This window comes from Streptomyces sp. NPDC025793 (assembly GCF_055558375.1).
In genome coordinates this window covers 210,227-231,169 of record NZ_JBVHMR010000001.1, presented here as the reverse complement: position 1 = coordinate 231,169, position 20,943 = coordinate 210,227, and the positions used below count along the sequence as shown (strand labels likewise).

The 20,943-nt window shown below is 73.5% G+C and carries 23 protein-coding genes, 1 other RNA gene and 2 pseudogenes; 9 read left to right on the top strand and 17 right to left on the bottom strand.

Features of this window, described 5'->3' with window-relative positions:
• Positions 1-21: 21 nt before the first annotated feature.
• Positions 22-1,104, bottom strand: a complete 1,083-nt coding sequence (locus tag ACZ4MF_RS01155; protein ID WP_467488630.1) for a sialidase family protein — start codon at positions 1,102-1,104, stop codon at positions 22-24.
• 123 nt (positions 1,105-1,227) lie between these two features.
• Between ACZ4MF_RS01155 and ACZ4MF_RS01150 the strand changes: the two genes are divergently transcribed.
• Positions 1,228-1,827, top strand: coding sequence for a hypothetical protein (locus tag ACZ4MF_RS01150; protein WP_467488628.1), 600 nt, complete (start codon positions 1,228-1,230; stop codon positions 1,825-1,827).
• A gap of 85 nt (positions 1,828-1,912) precedes the next feature.
• On the top strand, positions 1,913-3,202 hold the full coding sequence (locus tag ACZ4MF_RS01145; protein WP_467488626.1) for an MFS transporter: 1,290 nt from the start codon (positions 1,913-1,915) through the stop codon (positions 3,200-3,202).
• Here ACZ4MF_RS01145 and ACZ4MF_RS01140 read toward each other — a convergent pair whose 3' ends face one another.
• Positions 3,203-3,436, bottom strand: coding sequence for a hypothetical protein (locus ACZ4MF_RS01140; RefSeq protein WP_467488624.1), 234 nt, complete (start codon positions 3,434-3,436; stop codon positions 3,203-3,205).
• A gap of 58 nt (positions 3,437-3,494) precedes the next feature.
• On the opposite strand from ACZ4MF_RS01140, the gene map reads away from it, so the two are divergent.
• Together map and ACZ4MF_RS01130 are read left to right on the top strand one after the other, a co-directional pair.
• A complete protein-coding gene (gene map / locus ACZ4MF_RS01135) occupies positions 3,495-4,352 on the top strand; it encodes a type I methionyl aminopeptidase (RefSeq protein ID WP_467488622.1) in 858 nt (285 codons plus the stop codon).
• A gap of 99 nt (positions 4,353-4,451) precedes the next feature.
• Positions 4,452-5,099, top strand: coding sequence for a biliverdin-producing heme oxygenase (locus ACZ4MF_RS01130; RefSeq protein ID WP_467488620.1), 648 nt, complete (start codon positions 4,452-4,454; stop codon positions 5,097-5,099).
• Here the strand turns inward: ACZ4MF_RS01130 and ACZ4MF_RS01125 are convergent.
• Positions 5,096-5,740, bottom strand: a complete 645-nt coding sequence (locus tag ACZ4MF_RS01125) for a PhzF family phenazine biosynthesis protein (RefSeq protein ID WP_467488618.1) — start codon at positions 5,738-5,740, stop codon at positions 5,096-5,098. The two genes, ACZ4MF_RS01130 and ACZ4MF_RS01125, sit on opposite strands and share 4 nt — an antisense overlap.
• A 47-nt stretch (positions 5,741-5,787) precedes the next feature.
• Here ACZ4MF_RS01125 and ACZ4MF_RS01120 point away from each other — a divergent pair.
• Positions 5,788-5,922: pseudogene (locus ACZ4MF_RS01120) on the top strand (iron transporter); the annotation flags it as partial.
• Positions 5,885-6,901 (top strand): SCO2278 family lipoprotein, encoded by a 1,017-nt coding sequence (locus ACZ4MF_RS01115; RefSeq protein WP_467488616.1) that lies wholly within the window; start codon positions 5,885-5,887, stop codon positions 6,899-6,901. The pseudogene ACZ4MF_RS01120 and the gene ACZ4MF_RS01115, both read left to right, overlap by 38 nt.
• Positions 6,902-6,928: 27 nt before the next feature.
• Here ACZ4MF_RS01115 and ACZ4MF_RS01110 read toward each other — a convergent pair whose 3' ends face one another.
• The 5 genes from ACZ4MF_RS01110 to ACZ4MF_RS01090 form a co-directional block, all read right to left on the bottom strand.
• Positions 6,929-7,657, bottom strand: a complete 729-nt coding sequence (locus ACZ4MF_RS01110; RefSeq protein WP_467488614.1) for a bifunctional DNA primase/polymerase — start codon at positions 7,655-7,657, stop codon at positions 6,929-6,931.
• Positions 7,658-7,797: 140 nt separating this feature from the next.
• Positions 7,798-8,412, bottom strand: coding sequence for a TetR/AcrR family transcriptional regulator (locus ACZ4MF_RS01105; protein WP_467488612.1), 615 nt, complete (start codon positions 8,410-8,412; stop codon positions 7,798-7,800).
• Between the two features lie 24 nt (positions 8,413-8,436).
• Entirely contained in the window at positions 8,437-9,432 is a 996-nt protein-coding gene (locus ACZ4MF_RS01100; RefSeq protein ID WP_467488610.1) for a small ribosomal subunit Rsm22 family protein, read from the bottom strand.
• Between the two features lie 47 nt (positions 9,433-9,479).
• On the bottom strand, positions 9,480-10,661 hold the full coding sequence (locus ACZ4MF_RS01095) for a serine hydrolase domain-containing protein (protein ID WP_467488608.1): 1,182 nt from the start codon (positions 10,659-10,661) through the stop codon (positions 9,480-9,482).
• Complete coding sequence (locus tag ACZ4MF_RS01090; RefSeq protein ID WP_467488606.1) at positions 10,601-11,896, bottom strand: multidrug effflux MFS transporter; 1,296 nt, start codon at positions 11,894-11,896, stop codon at positions 10,601-10,603. Before ACZ4MF_RS01090 ends, ACZ4MF_RS01095 begins: the two co-directional genes overlap by 61 nt.
• A gap of 210 nt (positions 11,897-12,106) precedes the next feature.
• Between ACZ4MF_RS01090 and ACZ4MF_RS01085 the strand changes: the two genes are divergently transcribed.
• On the top strand, positions 12,107-12,865 hold the full coding sequence (locus ACZ4MF_RS01085; protein WP_467488604.1) for an SDR family oxidoreductase: 759 nt from the start codon (positions 12,107-12,109) through the stop codon (positions 12,863-12,865).
• Between the two features lie 254 nt (positions 12,866-13,119).
• Here the strand turns inward: ACZ4MF_RS01085 and ACZ4MF_RS01080 are convergent, their stop codons facing one another.
• The 3 genes from ACZ4MF_RS01080 to ACZ4MF_RS01070 form a co-directional block, all read right to left on the bottom strand.
• Positions 13,120-14,346, bottom strand: coding sequence for a D-alanyl-D-alanine carboxypeptidase family protein (locus ACZ4MF_RS01080; RefSeq protein WP_467488602.1), 1,227 nt, complete (start codon positions 14,344-14,346; stop codon positions 13,120-13,122).
• A gap of 127 nt (positions 14,347-14,473) precedes the next feature.
• On the bottom strand, positions 14,474-15,463 hold the full coding sequence (locus ACZ4MF_RS01075; RefSeq protein ID WP_467488600.1) for an aldo/keto reductase: 990 nt from the start codon (positions 15,461-15,463) through the stop codon (positions 14,474-14,476).
• Positions 15,464-15,574: 111 nt separating this feature from the next.
• Positions 15,575-15,901, bottom strand: coding sequence for a nuclear transport factor 2 family protein (locus ACZ4MF_RS01070; protein WP_356030634.1), 327 nt, complete (start codon positions 15,899-15,901; stop codon positions 15,575-15,577).
• Positions 15,902-16,030: 129 nt separating this feature from the next.
• Between ACZ4MF_RS01070 and ACZ4MF_RS01065 the strand changes: the two genes are divergently transcribed.
• Positions 16,031-16,576, top strand: a complete 546-nt coding sequence (locus ACZ4MF_RS01065; protein WP_467488598.1) for a DoxX family membrane protein — start codon at positions 16,031-16,033, stop codon at positions 16,574-16,576.
• A 47-nt stretch (positions 16,577-16,623) separates the two neighbouring features.
• The gene (locus tag ACZ4MF_RS01060) at positions 16,624-16,962 is read left to right on the top strand and encodes a MazG-like family protein (protein WP_356030631.1); all 339 of its coding nucleotides are present in this window, start codon (positions 16,624-16,626) and stop codon (positions 16,960-16,962) included.
• Positions 16,963-17,021: 59 nt separating this feature from the next.
• Here ACZ4MF_RS01060 and rnpB read toward each other — a convergent pair.
• From rnpB to ACZ4MF_RS01030, 6 genes and pseudogenes are all read right to left on the bottom strand, one after another.
• An RNA gene (gene rnpB / locus ACZ4MF_RS01055) (RNase P RNA component class A) lies at positions 17,022-17,426 on the bottom strand.
• Between the two features lie 118 nt (positions 17,427-17,544).
• A pseudogene (locus ACZ4MF_RS01050) lies at positions 17,545-18,291 on the bottom strand (DMT family transporter); the annotation flags it as partial.
• A gap of 55 nt (positions 18,292-18,346) precedes the next feature.
• On the bottom strand, positions 18,347-19,168 hold the full coding sequence (locus ACZ4MF_RS01045) for an AraC family transcriptional regulator (RefSeq protein ID WP_356030629.1): 822 nt from the start codon (positions 19,166-19,168) through the stop codon (positions 18,347-18,349).
• A gap of 52 nt (positions 19,169-19,220) precedes the next feature.
• The gene (locus ACZ4MF_RS01040) at positions 19,221-19,754 is read right to left on the bottom strand and encodes a TetR/AcrR family transcriptional regulator (protein WP_467488596.1); all 534 of its coding nucleotides are present in this window, start codon (positions 19,752-19,754) and stop codon (positions 19,221-19,223) included.
• Positions 19,747-20,166: a DUF4260 family protein gene (locus tag ACZ4MF_RS01035; protein ID WP_467488594.1), complete on the bottom strand. Its 420-nt coding sequence runs from the start codon at positions 20,164-20,166 to the stop codon at positions 19,747-19,749. Before ACZ4MF_RS01035 ends, ACZ4MF_RS01040 begins: the two co-directional genes overlap by 8 nt.
• 102 nt (positions 20,167-20,268) lie before the next feature.
• Complete coding sequence (locus ACZ4MF_RS01030; RefSeq protein WP_467488592.1) at positions 20,269-20,901, bottom strand: TetR/AcrR family transcriptional regulator; 633 nt, start codon at positions 20,899-20,901, stop codon at positions 20,269-20,271.
• Between the last annotated feature and the right edge of the window lie 42 nt (positions 20,902-20,943).

Below are 20,943 nucleotides of genomic sequence, written 5' to 3'. Positions count from 1 at the left end.
CGTGGCGGACACGGCACCGGGTCAGGTGAGGCGGTGCAGCGGGACCCGGCGGAACGCGATCCGCTCGTAAGGGCCGAAGTCGCCGGTCTCGTAGAGGAGTCCGACCGTGCCGGCGTCCACACGGACCAGGTCGCCGTAGGCGGCGGGCAGCCCGTCGGCGGTGAACGCCGGGCGCCAGGTGGTGCCGCCGTCGGCGGAGACGCGCAGGGTCATCAGGGCGCGCGCGGCGGGATCGGCCGGGCCGGCGTAGAGGAGCAGGTCGGGGTCGCGGAGCTGGAGGACGGAGCCCTGGCAGACCGGTCCGGCGAGCCCGGTCTGGGGCCGGAAGGGCAGGGCGAGGGTGCGGCCGCCGTCGGTGGAGCGGGCGTCGGCGCGGGTGCCGGGGGCCGGCCTGGCGCCGGGGATGTTGCGGGTGTTGAAGTAGACGCGTCCGTCGGGGAGTTCGGCGGCCGTGGTCTCGTTCGCGTTGATGTACCCGTCGGTGTTCTCGTCGACGTACCCGAGGTACCAGCTCTCGCCCCCGTCGTCGCTGAGCAGGCAGTGGCCGCAGTAGTACCGCGGCTCGGCCCCGGTGTCGGTGCCGGTGGGCGGCACGGAGTGGTTGGCGGGGACGAGGACGCGCCCGCCGCCGAGCTGGAGGGCGTGCCCGGGGGCGGTCGCGTACCAGCGCCAGCCGGGCCGCCTGACCTGCGCGGTGATGTCGGTGGGGGCGGACCAGGTCAGGCCCTCGTCGTCGCTGCGCTGAACCCACACCCGGCGCCCGTCGGCGTCCGGGATCCGGCCGCGCATGACGGCGTCCTCGGTGGCCCGGGCGGCGGCGCGGACGTGCACGAGCAGGACGCGGCCGGTGTCGAGGACGACGGGGGCGGGGTTGCCGGCGAGGCCGGTGCCGTTGCTCGCGGCGACGACGAGGGGGCCCCAGGTGCGGCCGCCGTCGGTGGAGCGCTTGAGCACGACGTCGATGCGGCCGTGGTCGGCGGCGGAGTCGTGGCGTCCCTCGCAGAGGGCGAGCAGCGTGCCGGCGCCGGTGGCCACGATCGCCGGGATCCGGAAACTGGCGTAGCCGTCGTGTCCGGCGCGGAAGGGGACGGTGACGTCGCTCATGGGCCCTCCTCGGGCTCGGCTGGGTCGTACGGGTCGCGCGGTGACCGCTGCCTGTCCCCGAGGCGGGCGAATTCCGGGTGAACTCCGGGTCACGAGTGACCGGTTGCGGCAGGATGCGGTCGCATGGACGCCGTACGGGTCGCGTTGCTGCGGGAAGTGCTCGCCGGGACGGAGTGGCTGGGGGCCACCCGGAGGTTCGCGGGGGTGCTGCGCGGGTCGGTGGTGGCGCACGGGGGCGGGCTGCTGCTGGTCGGTACGCCGCAGTACGAGCCGTGGCACCTGGCGGCGCATCTGGTGGACGAGGCCGCGTGGTCGGGTACGCCGGAGCTGGCGCCGACGCTCGTACGGCACCGGGTGCGCCCCTCGGACCCGCCGCATCTGGCCGTCGGACCGGGCCGCATCGAGGCGGCGGGGCGGGGCGAGACCCTGCTGGTCGTGGCGCCCGAGGAGCCCGCGCCGCTGCTGGAGCGGGTGCACGCGGCCCGGCGGGCCGGGGTGACGGTGCTGGCGCTCGGCGCGGGCGGGGGCGAGCTGGCCGCGATGGCCCACGAGTCGCTGGCGGTACCGCAGGGGGCGGAGCTGGACCTGGACTCGGTGCAGCACCTGGTGAGCGCGGGGGCGGGCGAGAACAGCGCGGGCTCCGCGCGGGTCCGGCGGGGTTTTCGTGACCGGTTGTCGAGGCTGGCGGAGATCCTGACGGCACCGCCGTCGGCCCCTTGGTGACCGCGCGACGGTGACCTGCGCTTTCGTGGCCCGCGCCCGGAAATACGGTTGCCCGGAGTGCGCGGCCGACCGAGCATGACCCCTTGTGCCCCGCGACCTCCTCCGTGACCTCCTGCCCGACCTGTCCCCCTGGAAGGCCTCCGCGGACTTCCGACGGCTGTGGAAATCAGGGCTGGTCAGCAACTTCGGCAGCTTTCTGACCTTCGTCGCGCTGCCCGTCCAGCTGAAGGACCTCACCGGTTCCGCGGCGGCGGTGGGCGCGATCGGTGCCGTGGAGCTGCTTCCGCTCATCGTCTGCGGGCTCTACGGCGGCGCCCTCGCCGACGCCCTGGACAAGCGGAAGCTGATCGTGTGGACGGAGGCCGGGCAGGGGCTGCTGAGTGCGGCGCTGCTGGTCGACGCCCTGCTCCCGCACCCCGCGGTCTGGCCGCTGTACGCCGTCGCGGCGCTCTCCGCCGCCCTGGGGTCGGTCCAGCGCCCGGCGCTGGACTCGCTCTGGCCCCGGCTCGTCGCCCACGCCGACCTGCCCGCCGCCGCCTCGCTGAACTCGCTGCGCTGGACGGTCGGCGGAGTCGCCGGCCCGGCGGTCGCGGGCGTGGTCGTCGCCTACGCGGGCCTCGGCTGGGCGTACGCCGCCGACGTGCTGACCTTCGCCGTGTCACTGCTGTACATCGTGCGGATCGCCCCGTCCCCCGCCGCTCACGAGGCCTCGAAGCCCTCGCTGAACGCCGTCCTGGAGGGCGCCCGGTACGCGTGGAGCCGCAAGGAACTCCTCGGCACCTATGCCGTCGACCTCGCGGCGATGTTCCTGGCCATGCCGCTCGCGGTCCTGCCCTTCCTCGCCGACGAGCTGCACGCCGACTGGTCGCTCGGGCTGATGTACGCCGCCCTCCCGGCCGGCTCCCTGCTGGTGAGCCTGACCGGCGGCTGGACCTCCCGGGTGCACCGGCACGGGCTGCTGGTCGTGGTGTCGGCCGCCGGCTGGGGCCTCGCCGTCGCGGCGGCGGGCGCGTGCGGGAACGTCTGGCTGGTGCTGCTGTTCCTGACCGTCGGCGGCGGCTTCGACATGGTCTCCGGGATCTTCCGGGCCGCCCTGTGGAACCAGACGATCCCCGACGAGCTGCGCGGCCGGCTCGCCGGGATCGAGCTGCTGTCCTACTCGGTCGGCCCGCAGCTCGGCCAGGTCCGCGCGGGCTCTCTCGCCGCCTGGGCGGGCGTGCGGACCTCGGTCGTCTCCGGCGGTCTGGCCTGCGCGGGGGCCATGGGGCTGCTCGCCCTGTGCCTGCCGGGGCTCATGACGTACGACGCCCGGACCAACGAGCACTCCGTCCGCATGCGCGAGCGGCGCGCCGCCGCCGGGCAGGCCGTGAACTGATCACTCGTCGTCGGTGTTCCCCCGCGCGGACGCGTCGTGCCAGCGCGGGTCGTTCTCCCACTGGAGGTTGCGCTCGGCGGCGGTCTCCATCGCCCGCTGGGCCTCCTCGGGCGAGGCGTAGGGCCCGAAGCGGTCCTTGCCGGGGCACTCCGGACCCTCCTCGACCTTCTTGTGTTCCAGGCAGTAGAACCACTCGCCCGGCTTGCCGACGGTGCGCTTCTTGAACAGGGGCATGGACAGCTCCTCTCGCCACGGACATGTTCCCCCATCTCCGCTCGATAGACTCGCTGGCATGTCTGGCCAGTCGCTGCTCGTACCAGGGGAGCTGTCCCCCACCCGTTCGGTCCCCGGAAACATCCGCCGCCCCGCGTACGTCGGCAAGCCCGCGCCGGCGCCGTACACCGGGCCGGAGGTGCAGACCCCCGAGACCATCGAGGCGATGCGGATCGCCGGCCGCATCGCCGCGCAGGCGATGGAGGAGGCCGCGAAGATCATCGCGCCCGGGGTCACCACGGACCAGCTGGACAAGGTCGCCCACGACTACATGTGCGACCACGGCGCCTACCCGTCCACGCTCGGCTACCGCGGTTTCCCCAAGTCGCTGTGCACGTCGGTCAACGAGGTCATCTGCCACGGCATCCCGGACTCGACGGTCCTGAACGACGGTGACATCGTCAACCTGGACGTGACGGCGTACATCGGCGGGGTGCACGGCGACAACAACGCCACGTACCTGGTCGGGGACGTGGACGAGGAGTCGCGGCTGCTGGTGGAGCGGACCCGCGAGGCCCTGAACCGCGCGATCAAGGCGGTCCGGCCGGGCCGCCAGATCAACGTCATCGGCCGGGTCATCGAGTCCTACGCCAAGCGCTTCGGCTACGGCGTCGTCCGTGACTTCACCGGGCACGGGATCAACTCGTCGTTCCACTCCGGCCTGATCATCCCGCACTACGACAGCCCGCACGCGACGACGGTCATGCAGCCCGGCATGACGTTCACGATCGAGCCGATGCTGACGCTGGGCACGTACGAGTACGACCTGTGGGACGACGGCTGGACGGTCGTGACGAAGGACCGCAAGCGGACGGCCCAGTTCGAGCACACGCTGGTGGTGACGGACTCGGGCGCGGAGATCCTGACTCTTCCCTGATCACCGGCTTGCCCACCCCCTGCCGGGGTGGGCTTTGTCTTGTAGAATTTTACCGACAAGGTGTCGGCAAAGCTCCGCGGACCATCCAGGGACGGGCTCATGGACTCCTTCTCGGCACTCATCCGCACCGCCTCCCACGCGCAGCACCTGGAGGCGGAGACCTCGACCTTCATGAGCGACCTGCTCGCCGGCAGGCTGGGCGTGGCCGCCTACGCGCGCTACACCGAGCAGCTGTGGTTCGTGTACGAGGCCCTGGAGCGCGGCGCCGGGCGACTGGCGGCGGACCCGGTGGCGGGGCCGTTCGTCCGGCCCGAGCTGTTCCGGCTGGCCGCGCTGGAGCGGGACCTGGCGCATCTGCGGGGGCCGGGGTGGCGGGCAGGCCTGAGCGCCCTGCCCGCCACGCAGGAGTACGCGGCCCGGGTGCGCGAGTGCGCCGAGCGCTGGCCCGGCGGCTATGTCGCCCACCACTACACCCGCTACCTGGGCGACCTGTCCGGAGGCCAGATCATCCGGGACAGGGCGGAGAAGACGTGGGGCTTCGCGAAGAAGGGTGACGGGGTGCGCTTCTACGTCTTCGAGGGGGTCGCCAACCCGGCCGCGTTCAAGCGGAGTTACCGCGAGCTGCTGGACGCCGTACAGGTCGACGGCCTGGAGCGGCAGCGGGTCGTGGCGGAGTGCAGACGGGCCTTCGCCCTGAACACCGCGGTGTTCAGGGCCCTCGGGGACGAGTTCCCGCTGAGCGCCTAGCGCTCCAGGAACACCCGGCCGCCGATCTCCACCCAGCCGTGCGGCTGCGGGGCGGTGAGGATCTGGGAGCCCTTGCCCTGGGTGATGTTGAGGGCGCGGCCCAGCCCGTCGGTGAGGAGAAGGGCCGCCGCGCCCGTCGCCTCGTCCTCGTCGATGCCGTCACCGCGCCCGGGGAAGGCGCGGGCACGGATCCGGCCGGCGGCCTCGTCCTGCCAGGCCCAGGCGTAGAGCCACTCCCCCGGCGGCGGCACGTCCAGGGCGTCCACCTCGGCCGCGGTCGCGTACTGGCGCAGGGTGCGCGGCGGGGCCCACTCGGCGCGGGCCTCGATCCAGCTGAACTCGCCGTCCAGCCGGGTCCCGACGACTCCGGCGGGGGTGACGAGTTCGGGCACGTCGAGCAGCCAGGCGGTGCCGACGCAGGGGTGACCGGCGAAGGGCAGCCGCAGGGTGGGGGTGTAGATGTCGATGACACCGCGCTCGGGGTCGTCCACGAACACGGTCTCGCTGAAGCCGAGTTCGGCCGCCAGCTTCTGCCGGTCGCCGCGCTCGGGCAGCACCGAGCCGTCACGGACGACACCGAGTGCGTTGCCGTGGCCGCCGTCCGGTCCGCAGAAGACGCGGAGTATGTCGTAGTCAGTCACCCGGGAATTGAAACATCGCGGCCCACGGGGCCGTGACGCGGCTCGGCCAGGTCACGGTGTGGCCGCTGTACCCGGTCCCGGCACTCACGGTGTTCCTCGCCCCGGTAGGGTTCGCCTCCGGGAAGGGGAAGGTGAAGAGACCCGATGAGCAGGGATCGCAGCCCGCGCAGGCTCCGCAGGCGTGCCGGCGACGCACGCGCGGCGGTGCGCCGGGGCGCACTCACGGCGGCCTCGCTGACCGCTCTGTCACTGACGGCGAGCGGGTGCGTGGTGGTGCACGGGGAGCGCGAGGTGCTGCCCGCCGCCACCCGCGCCGAGGCCGCCAAGGCGGTCGCCGCGTTCACGACCGCGTACAACAAGGCCGACAAGGCCTACGACAGCTCCCTGGACGCGCCCTACGTCACCGGCCCGTTCGGCGACATCGACGCCGCGCGGCTGAAGGCCGGGCACGTCAACAGCCCCTCGGGCAACGCGGACCACGTGCCGCTGAAGCTGTCGGACGTGAAGATCACCATTCCCAAGAAGGCGGGCTGGCCGCGCTGGTTCCTCGCCGACGCCCGGGGCAACAAGGCGGGCGGCGCGCGCTGGCTGCTGGTGTTCACCCGCAGCGGTCTGAACGAGCGCTGGCAGGTGGCGTACCTGACGCTGGTCGCGCCGGGCGCCGTGCCGCGGTTCACGACGGACAAGGACGGCTGGGCCGAGGCCGTACCGGCCGGCTCGGCCCAACTCGCCGTCGCGCCCGACGCGTTGAGCGCGGACTTCGCGGCGTACCTCCAGAAGGGCGGGAAGACGTTCACCGACGGCGCGTACACGAGCGTCGAGCGGGCGAACCGCGCCCAGCGGGCCCGCAAGCCGGGTCTGGTCACGCAGTTCATCGACAAGCCGCTCACGAGCGGTGACTACCAGCCGCTGGCGCTGCGCACGGCGGACGGCGGGGCGCTGGTGTTCTTCTCCTCGCGCCACTACGAGAAGCGGACGGCCGCCGCGGGCACCACGATGCCGCCCGACAACAAGGACGTGCAGGCGCTGACCCAGGGCGAGGTGAACCAGTCCCTGACGCTGGAGTTCATGTCCAACGAGGTCGCCCTGGACCCGGCGGGCAGCGGCGCGGTGTCCCTGCTGGGACGGGTGCCGGGGCTGACGTCGGCGCAGGGCGGATAGCGACCGGAAGCCCGGTGGCCCAGCGGCTCAGTGCCGCAGCGGCCAGGCGGTGGCCTGGTGTTCGGCGCCCGCGTACCGGGCGCAGGCGTCGGTGAGGGTCTCCAGCAGGCTGAGCGGGTCCGGGAGCGGGTGCTCCGGGCCGCGTGTCCACTGCACCCGCTGGTCGTCGCCGGGCAGCCGGGCGGGCGGCACGAGCACGTACGACCCCCGGCAGTGCCAGCGCAGGCCGGGGTGCTCGTCCATGGTCTCGGGGTGGCAGTCCAGCTCGCACGGCCACCACTCGTCCTCGTCCTCGGGGGTGCCGCGGGTGAGCGTGAAGAACAGCATGCGGCCGTCGTCGCTCTCGGCGACCGGGCCGACCTCGACGCCGGATCCGAGCAGCCGCTCCAGCGCCTCCCGGCCGGCCCGCAGGGGTACGTCCAGGACGTCGTGAGTCATGCCGGTGGCGGTGATGAAGTTGGCCTGCGGCTGGTGGCGGACCCAGCGCTCGATCTGGGCGCGGTCGGTGGTGGACTGCGTCTGCCAGGCGAACGACACCGGGTGCCGGGCCGGGGTGGGACAGCCGACGCGGTCGCAGGAACAGCGGTAGCCGGGGGCGGGGTGCGCGGCGGGGGCGAGCGGCAGGCCCGCCCCGGCGGCGGCGAGCAGCAGGGCCTCACGGCCGCCGTCGTCGACGGCCTCCTTCGGTCGGCGTCCGCGCAACCACTGGGAGAGTCTGCCCTGCCGGCCGGACCGGCCGCCGAACGTCGCGCTCATCTATCGCCTCGCCTCGCAGATCGCCTCGCTGGTGTGCCTCGCTGGTGTGCGGACAGCATGCCTCATCGTCCCATCCTCCTCCGCTTCGGGGGGCCGCGGGGCGGATCCGGAGGAATCGGACGAGACGCGCCTCACACGGATCAGCGGGGGCTCAGGCCGTACAGGGCGTAGTCGACGAGGGTGTCCGTGTAGGCGTAGGTGATCGGGCCGGTGTGCTGGAGCCAGCGCTGGGCCAGGGGCGAGACGAACAGCTCCAGGGCGATGCGGGGATCGACGTCGGCCCGTACCGCCCCGGTGGCCTGCGCGGCCCGCAGCCGGTCGACGTACAGCTGGAGCTGGGGTTCGAGCAGCTTGGCGACGAACTCGCGGCCCAGCGGCTCGTTGACCAGGCCCTCGGCGGCCAGCGCCCGGGCGGGCACCTCGAAGCGCGGGTCGGCCATCTGGTCCACCGTGATCCGCAGCACGGCCTTGAGGTCGGCGGCGAGGTCGCCGGTGTCCGGGATGACGTACGGCGCCTGCCCCGCTTCCTGTGCCGCCTGCATCGAGAGGTCGAGGAACGCCTCCAGCAGCACGGCCGCCTTGGACGGCCACCAGCGGTAGATCGTCTGCTTGCCGACCCCGGCCCGGGCGGCGATCCCCTCGACGGTGGTCTTCGGGTACCCGACGTCGCCGACCAGGGCGAGGGCGGCGGCGTAGATCGCCCGACGGGATTTCTCGCTGCGACGGCTGGCGTCGGGGGCGGGGTTCTTGGCCATGGGACCGACGCTAACAAGCGTCCCTCACTCGTCCGGATCCGCGGGCGGCCAGGGGTCCCCCCACTCCGCGTCCCGCGCCGCCTTGTACAGGTCACCGTGCCGCTTGGTCACCGTCGTACGGTCCAGCCTCCCCTCGGCCTCGCAGAGATCGAGCAGCACCTGCCCCTTGCGGATCTGGGGGCGCCGCACGATCCGGGAAGCGGCCGGCTGCGTGGGCAGGCGGCTCGCGGCGACGTAGGAGAACTTCTCGTCCTCGTACGGCAGGGTGCCGCCCTTGACCTGGCGGTGCAGGGAGGAGCGGCTCACCCGGGCGGAGAAGTGGCACCAGTCCCGGCCGGGCTCGATGGGGCAGGCGGCGCTGTGCGGGCAGGGGGCGACGACGCTCAGCCCGGCCCGGATCAGGCGGTCGCGGGCCTCGATGACGCGGGCGTAGCCGGCCGGGGTGCCGGCCTCCACGATCACCACGGCCTGCGCGGCGGCGGCAGCGGCGTCGACGAGGGCGGCGCGGTCGGGCTCGGCGAGTTCGTTGAGGACGTACGACACCGTGACGAGGTCGGTGTCGTCCAGGGCGAGGTCCGCGCCGATCCGGGCGCGCCGCCAACGGGCGCCCCGCAGGGCCGGGTTGGCGGCGGCGAGCTCGCGGCCGAGGGCGAGGGCGGGCTCGGCCCAGTCCAGCACGGTGACGGCGCGCTCGCCGGGCCAGGTCGCGGTGACGGCCCAGGTCGCGGCGCCGGTGCCACCGCCGACGTCGACATGGCTGCCGGGCGTCCAGTCGGGGGCGGCGTCGGCGAACGCCGCCAGCGCGGAGCGGACGGCCTCGAAGGTGGCGGGCATCCGGTAGGCGGCGTAGGCGGCGACGTCGGCGCGGTCGCGCAGGATCGGGGCGGAGGTGGGGGTGTCGCCCCGGTAGTTGGCGATGAGCCGGTCGACGGCCGCGGCGGCCTGCCGGGGCGGGAGTCCGTCGAGCAGTTCGGCGAGGCTTCGGCGCAGGGCTTCGGCCGGTGGTACGGGGGCGTTCACCCGGCGATTCTACGGCGCCGGCCGGACCTCGGGGCCTACCGCGGCGCTCAGATCACCGCGCTCGCCAGCCGTGTCGCCAGCGCTGCCCGGGGCCCGCTGTCCGGTGGCCGGCGCCTCGGGTGGACCGTGTTCGCCAGGAGCACCAGGAACGTGTCCGTCGCCGGGTCCAGGACCAGCGACGTACCGGTGAAACCCGTGTGGCCCGCCGCTCCGGCGCCCGCCAGTTCGCCCATGAACCAGGGCTGGTCGACGGCGAAACCCAGTCCGGGCGGGGTCAGCAGCAGTTCGACGAAGTCGGGGCCGAGGATGCGGGCGGGGCCGTAGGAGCCGCCGGCGAGCAGCGTGCGGCAGAAGACCGCCAGGTCGGGGGCGGTCGAGAAGAGGCCCGCGTGGCCGGCGACGCCGCCGAGCGCCCAGGCGTTCTCGTCGTGGACCACGCCCCGCAGCATCCCCCGCTCCGCCTTGGCCCACGGCCGCCGCTGGTCCTCGGTGGCCGCCGCGCCGGGGCAGGGGCCGAAGCGGGTCGCCGTCATGCCGAGCGGGCGCGTGATGCCGTCCTCGATCAGGACGTTCAGGGTGCGGCCGGTGATGCGCTCCAGCACGGACTGGAGCAGGAGCATGTTCAGGTCCGAGTAGAGGTAGGTGCCGGGCTCGCCCGTCGGGGCCTCGGCCCGCAGCAGCGAGCGGCGGGCGGTGTCGTCCGGGCAGTCGTACAGCGGGAGTTCGGGGCGCAGCCCCGAGGTGTGCGTGAGGAGCTGGCGGACGGTGATGCCATGGGCGGCCGCGGCGTGGAAGTCGGGCAGGTAGTCGCCGACGCGGGCGTCCATGCCGAGGGTGCCGCGCTCGATCTGCTGCACGGCCGCCACCGAGGTGAACAGCTTGGTGAGGGAGGCCAGGTCGAAGGGCGTGTCGACGGTCGCCGGGACCCGGGCCTCGGGCGGCAGCTCGATGCCGGTGTCGGTCTCGGCGTCGTGGCCGGCGTACCGCACCGCCCAGCCCGCGGCCGCGGCGACGGCGATCACGGGTCCGCGGCCGGCGAGGGCGACGGCGCCGGGCGCCCAGGGGCGGTCCCCGTGGGTGAGGGCGTGCAGCTCGCCGATCAGGTGCTCGACGGCGGCCGGGTCGAGCCCGGCCCGTTCCGGCGTGTCGACGCGCAGTCTCGGTGCGCTCAGTGCTCGTCTCCCTCCGACCCCGTACGGGTGTTCCCCCGTGTGTCCCAGGGACGGCACATTCCCACGAAGCAGGCCGCCGCGACCAGTGCTCCCGCCAGTTGGACGAGCGCCATGGGTACGGCGGTGCGTTCTCCGGCGACGCCGACGAGGGGGGAGGCGACCGCGCCGACGAGGAAGGAGGTGGTGCCGAGCAGCGCGGAGGCGGAACCGGCGGCGTGCCGGGTGCGCAGCAGGGCGAGGGACTGGGCGTTGGGGAGCGTGACGCCCATCGCCGACATCAGGACGAAGAGGGCCGTGGCGATCGGGGCGAGGCCGACGTCGCCGAAGGCGCCCGTCGCCATCAGCAGCAGCGCCGTCGCGGCGAGGACGATCACCGCGAGGCCCGCGCCCAGCACCTTCTCCAGGGCGACCCGGCCGACCAGCACCTTGCCGTTGAGCTGTCCGGCGGCCACCAGGCCCACCGAGTTGAGGCCGAACAGCAGGCTGAAGGTCTGCGGGGAGGCGCCGTAGATCTCCTGGACGACGTAGGGGGACGCGGAGATGTAGGCGAACAGCGCGGCGAAGGCGAAGCCGCCGGCCAGCATGTAGCCGGTGAAGGGCAGGTCGGTGAGGAGGGCCCGCATGGCGCGCAGGGCTTCCGCCGCTCCCCCGCCGTGCCTCTCCTCGGGCGGGAGCGTCTCGGGCAGCCGCAGCCAGACGAGCGCGGCGAGCAGTGCGCCGACGACGGTGAGCAGGACGAACACGCCCCGCCAGTCGGTCACCCGGAGGATCTGCCCGCCGATCAGCGGGGCCACGATCGGGGCGACCCCGGAGATCAGCATCAGGGTGGAGAAGAAGCGGGCCATGGCGACGCCGTCGTACAGGTCGCGTACGACGGCCCGGGCGATGACGATCCCGGCGGCGCCCGCGAGGCCCTGGGCGAGGCGGAGGGCGACCAGCGCCTCGACGTTCGGCGCGAACGCGCACAGGGCGGTCGCGAGGACGTAGACGGCGAGGCCGGTGAGCAGCGGCCGGCGGCGTCCCCAGCGGTCGCTCATCGGGCCGACGACCAGCTGCCCGAGCGCCATGCCGGCCAGGCACGCGGTGAGCGTGAGCTGGACGGTGGCGGCGGGGGCGTGCAGGGACGTGGTGACCCCGGGCAGCGAGGGCAGGTACATGTCCATCGCCAGCGGGGGTGTCGCGGTGAGGCCGCCGAGGACGAAGGTGACGAGCAGGCCGGTGCGGCGGGCGGCGGCCGGAAGCGGTGCCGGGTGTCCGGTCCGCGGTGCGGCCGGTGCCGTGCGCTCGCGCATGTTTCCCTCCCTCTGCGAGACAACCGGCACCCATGCTCTCAGCTCGTACACACTGCCGGGGCACACGTGAGCGAGGGCGGAGCGGCCGGACCGGCGGAACGGAGGGTGCGCCGGGGGATCCTGGCGATACGGACACCGCGCCGTCGCCGGATAGCCGCATGGCGGACACGGCGTTCCGTATGGCGGACTTCCCGCCTACGCTGCGGAGCCATGACTGACAGGCAATCGAAGATCGCGGTGGTGACCGGCGCCGGTTCCGGCATCGGGCGGGCCGTCGCGGTGGAGCTGCTGCGGGCCGGCTGGTCGGTGGCGCTGGCCGGCCGGCGCACCGGGACGCTGGAGGAGACGGCGGCGCTGGTCCCGCAGGGCGGCGCGCTCGCCGTGCGCACCGACGTCTCCCGGCCCGAGGACGTGGACGCGCTGTTCGCGGCGACCGTGGCGCGGTTCGGGCGGGTGGACCTGCTGTTCAACAACGCGGGGACCTTCGGGCCCGGCGGGGTCCCGGTCGAGGAACTCCCCTACGACGCCTGGCGACACGTCGTGGACACCAACCTCACCGGGGCGTTCCTGTGCGCGCAGGCGGCGTACCGGCGGATGAAGGAGCAGGACCCGCAGGGCGGCCGGATCATCAACAACGGCTCGATCTCCGCGCACACGCCCCGCCCGCACTCGGTGGCCTACACGGCGACCAAGCACGCGCTGACCGGGCTGACCAAGTCACTGTCGCTGGACGGGCGGCCGTACCGGATCGCGGTGGGGCAGATCGACATCGGCAACGCGGCGACCGACATGACGGCCCGGATGCAGGTCGGCGCACTGCAGGCGAACGGCGAGACGGTGCCGGAGCCGGTGATGGACGTGGCCGACGTGGCGCGCACGGTGCGGCACATGGCCGAGCTGCCGCTGGAGGCGAACGTGCAGTTCGCGACGGTGCTGGCGACGGCGATGCCGTACGTCGGACGGGGCTGAGACCGCACCGGACCCCTTTACCACAAATGGAGTTCGAACATCCGCGGTATTGCGGCCGGTCGAGCGCATATGCTCAACTTTCCTCCACGAGAGCTTCACAGTTGGAGCGCGTGGATTCCGCAAGCCATACCGAGAGGGGAAGGCGGCGGCCGTTCCACCGGACCGGAGTTGGGGGTGGACCTCGCGGGGACGCGGGGTGCGCACCGGTCGGTGGAACGGCCGCCGCGCTGTTCAGTGGTTCGGGGGCAGCCGGTTCAGCGCCGGTGGCGGCCGCCGCCCGGATCCGCCGGCTGGGGTTCCGCCGGCGCGACCGCCTCGGCCGCCGCGACCGCCCTGCGCCGCCGCTTCACCACCCAGGCGCCCGCCGCCGCCAGCAGCAGTGCCGTACCCGCGGCACCCTCCACCAGGCGGCCGGCGGACGGACCGCCGGACGACGCCGATGCGCCGCCCGCCAACTGCGTCCCCTTGGCCCCCGGCGCCGGGCTCGCCTTCGCGCCGCCCTCGCTGAGCGGCTCGACCAGCGTGCCCACCGCCTGGGCCGAACGCCCGCCCCCGAAGCCCCAGTCGAGCAGTGCGGCGGTCTGTTCGTAGACGGCGTTGCTGCCCTCGGCGGGATGCATGACCGTCACGAGCAGGGTCCGTCCGCCCCGGGTGGCGGCGCCGGTGAAGGTGTTGCCGGCGTTGCTGGTGTAGCCGTTCTTGACACCGATCAGGCCGTCGTACGTCCTCAGGCCCATCGCCCCGGTCAGCAGGCGGTCGGTGTTCTGGATCTGGAAGGTCTTCTTGCCGCCCGCCGGGAAGTTCGCGACGCGGGTACCGCAGTAGCCGCGGAAGTCGGTGTTCTTCAGCCCGTGGCGGGCGAAGAGCGTGAGGTCGTACGCCGAGGAGATCTGGCCCGGGTGGTCGAAGCCGTCGGGACTGACCACGTGCGTGTCCAGGGCTTGCAGGTCCGTGGCCTTGGCCTGCATCTCGGCGACCGTCGTGCCGATGCCGCCGTTCATGTGGGACAGCACGTGCACGGCGTCGTTGCCGGAGCGCAGGAACACGCCCTGCCACAGCTGCTCGACGGTGTAGGTGATGCCGGCCTTGATGCCGACCAGGCTGGAGCCGGCCGGGATGTCGGCGAGGTCGGAGTCCTTGACCGTGTACCGCTGGGTGCGGTCGAACTTCTTCAGCACGGTGTCGGCGAACAGCATCTTCAGCGTGGACGCGGGCGGGAGCCGCCGGTGCGCGTTGAACGAGGCGAGCACCTCGCCGCTGTCGCAGTCGGCGATCAGCCAGGAGCGGGCGGTGATCTTCGCGGGAAGGCCGGTGGCGCCGCGCACCTGGACGCCGCCGCGGGCCAGTTGCTCGCCCCCGATGACGGCGGGCGCGGCCGCGGCGGCCGTGGCCAGGGGAAGGGTTGCAGCCGTGGACAGGGGAAGGGCGGCGGCAGTCAGACCGAGGACGGCACGCCGGCTGATCCGGGAACATTCACGCACTCCGGGACCGTACACCGCGACCAGCGGCGACTTCCTGAACCGGGGTGCAGGACGGCGCGGAATTTGCCGCGTCATGAAAATACGATGAGTTACTCACGTTTCCCGGCTCTTACGGCCGCGGATCCGCTCATCGCCCGAGCAGCCGCTCGATCTCGGCGAACTGCCCTGCGGTGAGGGGCCCCTTCGCCATGGCCCCGGCGTTCTCCTCGGCCTGCGCGACCGTGCGGAACCCGGGGATCGGGATGGTGCGCGGGCTGCGCGCCCACAGCCAGGCGAGGGCGCCCTGGGCGAGGGTACGGCCGTCGCTCGTGAGGACGTCCCGCACGGCGTCGATCCGGGCCAGCCACTCCACGTCGGCGCCGGACCCGTCCGCGTCGTAACCGGGCAGCCACGCCGGCGGCCTGCTCCGGATGTCCCCGGCCGCCGGCCGCCCCCGCCCCCTCCCGGCCAGCAACCCCATGGCCAGCGGGCTCCTGTTGATGCTCGCGAGCCCCCACTGCTCGCACCGCGCCAGCATGTCGGGGGCGTCCTGCAGCACGTTGAGCGCGTGCTGTACGGCCGCGCAGTGCTCCCCCTCGGCGAAGACGGCGGCGCGGCCGGGGTCGTCGGTGCTCCACGCGTAGGCGCGCACGGTTCCCTCCCGCACGAACTCCTCGCAGCTCTCCCGGAGTTCGGCCGCCCGCTCCGGGTCGGCGTCGGAGAGATGGAGCTGGTAGAGGTCGATGTGGTCCGTGCCGAGCCGGCGCAGCGAGTCGGTCAGGGCACGGCGGGCGTGGGCCGGGGTGTCGTCCTGGCCGTCGGCGGTGCGCGTGCGCTCGTCGAAGAGGTTGCCCCACTTGGTGGCGACGACCACGTCGTCCCGCCGCCTGCCCAGCGCCCGGCCGAGGATGCGCTCGCTGTGCCCGCTGCCGTAGCAGTCGGCGGTGTCGAAGAAGGTGACGCCGAGGTCGAGGGCGCGGTGGACCGCCCGTACGGACTCCTCGTCGTCCACCGCGCCCCAGCCGAGCGGCTGCCCGTCCACGGCCTGCCACTCACCGCCGATGGCCCAGCACCCGAAACCGAGCGCGCTGACGCCGATCCGGCTGCGTCCCAGGGTCCTCCTGGTCTCTTGTGTCATGCCCGTGGACGCTAGGAGTTGGAGCGCACACGAGGACAAGCCCTGCAACGACGATTCCCGGGACGTCCTTCACGCCTGCCCGGTCATGCCCGCCCGGTCATGCCTGCCCGGTCATGCCTGCCCGGTCTCGAACCGGGAGATCTGTCCCTCGTCGTCGACGGTGAAGCGCCACTGGGTGCTCATCTCGCCGTAGGTGTCGTTGCGGTAGCGGGCACGCAGCGCCCGGCCGCCGTCGGACTCCTTCTCGACCTCCATGTGGCCGTTGGAGGAGAAGATCTCGTCCTCGATCCACTGGTCGAGTTCCCGGTCGCGGCCGTCGTCGGCCATGGTCGCGCCGGGCGCGAGGAGGTGCAGCAGGCCCTCCCGGTCATGGGAGTTGACGGCGGTGACGAAGGCCCGGACGGCCGGGTCGCTGAGATTGGCTGGTTTGATCGTCATGGCGCCAGGCTCACACCGCGCCCCCGGCCCCGCCACCCGAACGCCCTCCCCGACGCGCCCGTGAGGGTGAGACCTGCGACGGTGGGAGGCGGGGTCCTTCTCCTGTCCGCCCGTCTGCTGGGAGTCGCCGTGAGCTGTTTCGACCGACGTGATCTGGGCCTGCTGCTGCTCCGGCTGGGCACCGGCGGGGTGCTGGCCGCGCACGGCGCGCAGAAGCTGTTCGGCTGGTTCGGCGGGCACGGTCTGGAGGGCACCGGCCAGTTCATGGAGTCCGTCGGCTACCGGCCGGGCAAGGCGAGCGCGACGGCGGCGGGCCTCGCGGAGGCGGGCGGCGGCACCCTCCTCGCCCTGGGCCTCGCGACCCCGGCCGCGGGCGCGGCGGCGGCCGGCGCGATGGCGGGGGCGGCGGCGGTCCACCTGCCCAACGGCTTCTTCGCCCAGGCGGGCGGCTACGAGTACGCGGCGACCCTGGGTCTCGCGGCGGCCGGCCTCTCGGTGGCCGGCCCCGGCCGGCTCTCCCTCGACCACGCCCTCGGCCACGTCTTCGACCGCGGCTGGATGGTCCCGGTGGCCCTCGGCGCCACGGCGGCGGCCACGGCCGTGGTGGTGGGTGCCCGGAACTGCCGGGTGCGGTTCAAGGAGGAGGGCGAGCAGGAGGCGTTGTTCGAGGAATAGCCCGACTGCCGGCGTGGCCGGCGGTACGGCGTGGGACGCTGGGCGGCATGACCGATCAGGACCCCGCCGCCCCTCTCTGGCCGGCCGTCGACGACCTCTGGTCCCGCCTGGAGTCCACCCGGACCCACACCGGCCAGGAGGGCCTCCTGCTGCGCATCCTCAAGCTGTCGGAGGAGGTCGGCGAGGTCGCGGAGGCGGTGATCGGGGCGACCGGCCAGAACCCCCGCAAGGGCGTCACCCACGACTGGGACGACGTCCAGGCGGAACTGTGCGACGTGGCCATCACGGCCCTCGTCGCCCTGCGCACGCTGACACCGGAGGCACGCGAGGTGTTCGAGCGGCATGTGGAGAGGGTGCGGGAGCGGGGGACGAGGCCGCCGGTGTGAGCCGGGACGAGGCGAGTAACAGGCCGCGACCGGGCCGGCCGTACGGGGAGCGGAAGCGGCAGACGAGTCGGGCTGTACGCCGGGTTCTGTTCCCCGGGACCCTCGCGGGTGCCGGGGCGACGGCCATCCATCTAGGGCCGGCGTTGCCGCCGGCCTCGTGCGGTCTACCCGCGGACTCGGGCGGGCAGCCCTCGAACGTCCGCGCAGAGCGCGTTTCACGGCGCTCCTTTTGACCTTGCTCCGGGTGGGGTTTACCTAGCTGCCCAGGTCACCCTGGGCACTGGTGGTCTCTTACACCACCGTTTCACCCTTACCGAGGACCGAGATCCCCGGCGGTCTGCTTTCTGTGGCACTGTCCCGCGGGTCACCCCGGGTGGCCGTTAGCCATCACCCTGCCCTGTGGAGCCCGGACGTTCCTCGGGAAGCCCCCTAGGGGGACTCCACGCGGCCGCCCGCCCGGCTCGTCTGCCGTGTCGACCATGGTACCGGGAGCCGGGGGCGGCGAGGACCGGTGGCTGCCGTCGCCAGGACCGAGCCCGCGAGGATCAGGGCGAAGGCCACCAGGACCGTCGAGGTCAGGGGCTCGCTCAGGAAGACGGCGCCGGCGGCGACCGCGACCGCCGGGTTGACGTACGTGATGACCGTCGCCCGGGCCGGGCCCGCCTCCTTGATCAGCTCCAGGAAGGCGACGAAGGCCACCGCCGTGCAGATCACGCCGAGGCCGGCCAGCGCGGCCAGGACGGAGGCGGAGGGGACGGAGGAGGGGAGGTTCGCGGCGGCCACCGGGGCGTAGATCACGGCCGCCAGGGTCAGGCAGGCCGCGGTGAGGTGCAGGGAGGGCACGTCCTTCAGACGGCGGGCCGCTATCGCCGGGGCGGTCGCGTAGCCGATGACCGTCACCAGCACCTCGGCCAGGGAACGCGTGTCGCCGCCGGTCAGGTGGGGCAGCACCAGGACCGTCACGCCCGCCAGGCCGAGGGCGAGGCCGGTGATGCGCCGGGCGCCCAGCCGTTCCGTGTCGCCGAACAGACGGGCCACCACGACCCCGACGATCGGCACGCCCGCGATCAGCAGGCCGGACGTGGAGCTGGACAGGTGCCGTTCCGCGTCGGTGAGGGTGAACCAGGGGACGACGATCTCCAGGACCGCGAAGGCCAGCATGGGGCGCCAGTGGGCCCGGAGCGTCGCGGGCAGGCCGCCCTGGCGCAGGGCGAAGGGGAGCAGCAGGAGTGCGCCGAGGGCGCAGCGCGTGAAGACCAGCGTCGGCGGGGACACCTCGGCCACCGCCACCTTGATCAGCAGATAGGGGATGCCCCAGATCACTCCCATGAGGGAGAAGAGGAACCAGCCGCGTGCAGTCATGCGGTGAGTTTCGGCCGCGCGGTCAGTGCGTGTCTTGAACGCTGTTGCGGTAGGCCGCCGGGGTCACCCCGAGCACCCGGCGGAACCAGCGGGTCAGGTGCGCCTGGTCGGCGAAGCCCACCAGGCCCGCCACCTCGGCCGGGCGCAGCCCGCTCTCCAGCAGCACCCGCGCCCTGCTCACCCGGTACTGGGCGAGCCAGGCGTACGGCGGCAGGCCCATCGTCGTACGGAAGGCGCGCAGGAGCTGGTAGCGGGACAGGTCCAGGTCGGCGGCGAGGGAGGCGAGCGTCGGCGGGGCCGTCAGCTCGTCGGCCAGGCGGTCGCGGACCGTCAGGGCGATCGCGGCCGCGCCCGGCACCAGGTCGGGGCAGGGCCGGGCCGTGGAATGGCGGCGGGCCAGGGCCGTCAGCAGCCACGGCATGCGGGACTCGGCCTCCAGCGGGTCGGGGCAGCGGCTCAGCTCGGTGTGGGCGAGGCGGAGCGCGGCGGCGAGTTCGGGGTCCTGGAGGAGCGGCTCGCGGAAGTACGGCAGGCCGCCGAGGACGCCGTCGGCCAGCAGGGACGGCTCGGCGTACAGGGCGCGGTAGGCGTAGCCGTCGGTGGCGTTGGCGGGGCCGCCGGTGTGCGTCTCGCCGGGGTCGAGGACGACGATCGTGCCGGGCCCGGTGCGGATGCGGCCGCCCCGGTAGTCGATGACCTCGTTGCCGCCGACGCAGACGCCGATCGTGTACTCCTCGTGGGCGTGCGGGGCGTAGGTGTGGCGGCGGAAGTTCGCGGTCAGCAGGTCGAGCGGGGGCCCGCAGCGGCCCAGTCGGGCGCGTGTCCACAGCGCCTGTTCCGCCATGGAACACCCCCTTGTCGTACGGAACGCCGTACGGAACGTCGTGCTGAACCCGTCAGGGGTGCAACGCCTTCAGGCCACGTTTCCATGCCGCCTCCAGGTCGGCGTCGCCGGGAAAGCGGCCGTGGATCTCCAGGATGACCATGCCGTGCGCGAAGGCCCACAGCGCGCGGGCCCGGTCGATGTCCCCGCCGCACACCCGCATGAGCGGCAGCGCCGCGCGGTCCTCCAGTCCCTCGGGGAGTTCGGCGCGGGGCAGGGGGCGTTCGGTGGCGAGGCGGTACAGGTGCGGGTGGGCGAGGGCGTAGGAGCGGTAGGCCCCGGCGAGGGCTTCCAGGGAGCCGGGTGCGCGGGCCTCGGCCGCCTCAAGGGCCTCGGCCGACTCCGCGAGCATCTGCGCGGTCAGCTCGACCTCGACGGCGTGCTTGTCGGCGAAGTGCTTGTAGAGGGACGGGGCCTTGATGCCGAGGCGGTCGGCGAGGGTGCGCATGGTGAGCCGGTCGAGTCCGGACTCCTCCAGCAGCTCCCGGGCGGCGGCCACGATCTCGCGCGCCCTCGGGGTGAGTGCGGTCCCCGGTCGGTCAGCCACGCTGGAAGCCCTCCTTGGCGCGCAGGCCATAACCGAAGGCGCGGTCGTACGCGATGTGGGCGAGCCAGCCGCACAGGGCCGCGAAGGCGGGCGGCCAGGAGACCGGCAGGAGCGTGTAGGCGACGAGCAGCGCGAGCGGGACGAGGGCACGGTGCAGTGCGTTGTAGTACGGCACCGCGCGCGGCGGCAGTTGCCCCTTGGCCATGCGGGGCGCGTCGCCGAGGGCAACCAGGAAGGCCAGGTCCGGCAGGACGAAGAAGACGAGGGCCAGGGTGCCGGCGAGCCGGCCGTGGTTCATGCCCTCCAGCACCGCGAAGGCCGACCAGAACAGGGCGAGCGCCAGCCAGGCGGTGCGGCGCAGGACGGTGAGCGGGGAGCGGGACGTGCGGGTGGTACCGGCCAGTGCGGCCATGGCTGCCTCCGGTGTCGTACGGCTCTCTCGGTGCTCTCGGTGAGGGGCCGAGTGGCGCGGCTAACGTCGTTAGCCACATCTGCGACCGTACGGCTAACACCATTAGCCGTCAAGACCCGTCCGCTCCAGGGCCGTGAACGCGGCCGCGAGGCGCGCCCGGTGGCTCCGGGCCGTCTCGGCCACCGGGTCGCCGGCCAGCAGACTGCCCACGGAGGCGAGGAAGACCGTGCGGTAGGCGGCGACGGTCAGGGCGGCGAGCAGGTGGGGGTCCGTCGCACCCGCTTCCGTGAGGGCGGCGGCGAGGCCGCGCTCCACCTCCTCGACGCCCTCGCGGGCGCGGGAGCGCAGGGCCGGGGAGGCGATGACGATGCGGAAGAAGCGCGGGTAGCGCTCCCCCACCCCGCTCAGCGGGTGCCGCTCGTCGAGAAGGCGGAGGGCGAGGCGGCGCAGGGCGGCGAGCGGCGACTCGCCCGGGGCGCGGTCGCGGACGGCTCCGGCGAAGAGTTCGGCGGCCTGCGGGATGCGGTCGAGGAACAGGTCCTCCTTGCGCGGGAAGTAGTTGAAGACCGTCATCGCGGACACGCCCGCCGCCCGCGCCACCTCGGCGACCGTCACCGCGTCGAAGCCGCGCTCGGCGAACAGACCCGTGGCGATGTCCGAGATGCGCTGCCGTGTCTCGCGCTTCTTGCGCTCCCGCAGGGACAGTTCGTCATCGCTCGCGCGTTCGTCGTTCATAAGAAAACTATACCCGCTCAAAACTTTTAGTGACTACAGTGA